The following is a 1,676-nucleotide window of genomic DNA, read 5'->3' on the forward strand; positions in this document are numbered from 1 at the left end:
TCCGCCGCTTCCGCCGACGGGACCGCCGCCCCGTCCCGGCCCTCCGCCTCACCCCGCGTCGCGATCGTCACCGGCGGCTCGCGCGGCATCGGCCGCCGGACCGTCGGCCGGCTGGCCGCCGACGGGTACGCCGTCGTGGTCGGCTACGCCGGCAACCAGGCCGAGGCCGAAGCCGCCGCGAAGGAGGCCGTCAGCAGCGGCGGCCGGGCGATCACCGTGCGCGCGGACGTCGCCGACGAACACGCGGTCGCGGCCCTGTTCGACGCGGCCGAAGCGGAGTTCGGCGGCGTCGACGTCGTCGTGCACGCGGCCGGGCGGATGCACCTGGCCCCGATCGCCGAGCTGGACCTGGCCGATCTGGACGACCTGCACCGCACCAACGTCCGCGGCACGTTCGTCGTCGTCCAGCAGGCCGCCCGGCGCCTGCGCCCCGGCGGTGCGATCGTCACGTTCTCCACGTCCGTGGTGGGGCTGGCCTTCCCGGGCTACGGCGCGTACGCGGCCGGCAAGGGTGCGGTCGAGGCGCTGACGCTGATCCTGGCCCGGGAGCTGAGGGGCCGGGACGTCACCGCCAACAGCGTCGCGCCCGGACCCACGGCCACCGACCTGTTCCTGGACGGCAAGGACGAGGAGACCATCGCCCGCCTGTCCGCCCAGCCCCCGCTGGAGCGCCTCGGCACCCCGGCCGACATCGCCGAGGTCGTCGCGTTCCTGGCCTCCCCCGCCGGCCACTGGATCAACGGACAGGTCATCCGCGCCAACGGCGGAATCATCTGAACCCCGCGGGCAGCTGCCTGTAACGCCCCACTGAGAAAGGAACAACCAGCCATGCCCTTCGCGAACTTCAAGGTCCCCGAGAAGACCCTCACCCCGCAGCAGAAGGAGGAGATCGTCACCCGCACCACCGAGTTGTTCGTCGGGATCTACGGCGAACGCGCCCGCAATACCACCATGGTTCTGGTCGAAGAGGTCGCCGACGGCGGCTGGGGCATCTCCGGCAACGTCCTGACCCTCGCCATGCTCGGCGGCCCGACACCGGCCGACCCCCGCGACGACGCCTGACCGCACCAGCCGTCATGAGCCTGTTCGCGGCATGACCCCGGCTCCGTCCCCCTCCTCGGCCCCTCGCCCTGCCTGACCGGCCGGACAGCCCCCCACCGTCCACCGTCAACTACCGACCACCGACCACCACCGGCTCCGCATACGCTGCCGCCATGCCCGAACTCCAACGCCTGCGCCCCGAGCACGCCCCGGCCCTCCTCGCGTTCGAGCAGGAGAACCGCGCCTTCTTCGCGGCCTCGGTGCCCGACCGCGGCGACGACTACTTCACCCACTTCGCCGCCCAGCTCGCGGAGCGCCTCGCCGAACAGGCGACAGGCGCCTGTCACTTCCACGTACTGGCGACACGGGACGGCGAGGTGCTGGGCCGCTTCAACCTGGTGGACGTGGCGGACGGCGAGGCCGAACTGGGCTTCCGCCTGGCCGAGAAGGCCACGGGCCGGGGCCTGGCGACGTCCACGGTCCGCCAGTTGTTCACCCTGTGCACGACGACGTACGCCCTGACGAGGCTCCGCGCGGCAGCCACCGTCACGAACACCGCATCACGGTCGGTCCTGACGCGGACGGGGTTCGTCCCGACGGGAGAGGAGCCGGTGGTGGTCGGTGGTCGGTAGTTG

General features: G+C 72.7%; 3 protein-coding genes. All 3 read left to right on the top strand.

Features of this window, described 5'->3' with window-relative positions:
• Positions 1 to 63: 63 nt before the first annotated feature.
• The 3 genes from EAO72_RS16705 (at position 64) to EAO72_RS16715 (ending at position 1,673) form a co-directional block, all read left to right on the top strand.
• Positions 64 to 777: an SDR family oxidoreductase gene (locus tag EAO72_RS16705; RefSeq protein WP_148018127.1), complete on the top strand. Its 714-nt coding sequence runs from the start codon at positions 64 to 66 to the stop codon at positions 775 to 777.
• 51 nt (positions 778 to 828) lie between these two features.
• Positions 829 to 1,062, top strand: a complete 234-nt coding sequence (locus tag EAO72_RS16710) for a tautomerase family protein (RefSeq protein ID WP_148018128.1) — start codon at positions 829 to 831, stop codon at positions 1,060 to 1,062.
• Positions 1,063 to 1,214: 152 nt separating this feature from the next.
• Entirely contained in the window at positions 1,215 to 1,673 is a 459-nt protein-coding gene (locus EAO72_RS16715; RefSeq protein WP_148018129.1) for a GNAT family N-acetyltransferase, read from the top strand.
• Positions 1,674 to 1,676: the final 3 nt, after the last annotated feature.

Source organism: Streptomyces sp. OR43 (assembly GCF_008042275.1).
Classification (GTDB): domain Bacteria; phylum Actinomycetota; class Actinomycetes; order Streptomycetales; family Streptomycetaceae; genus Streptomyces.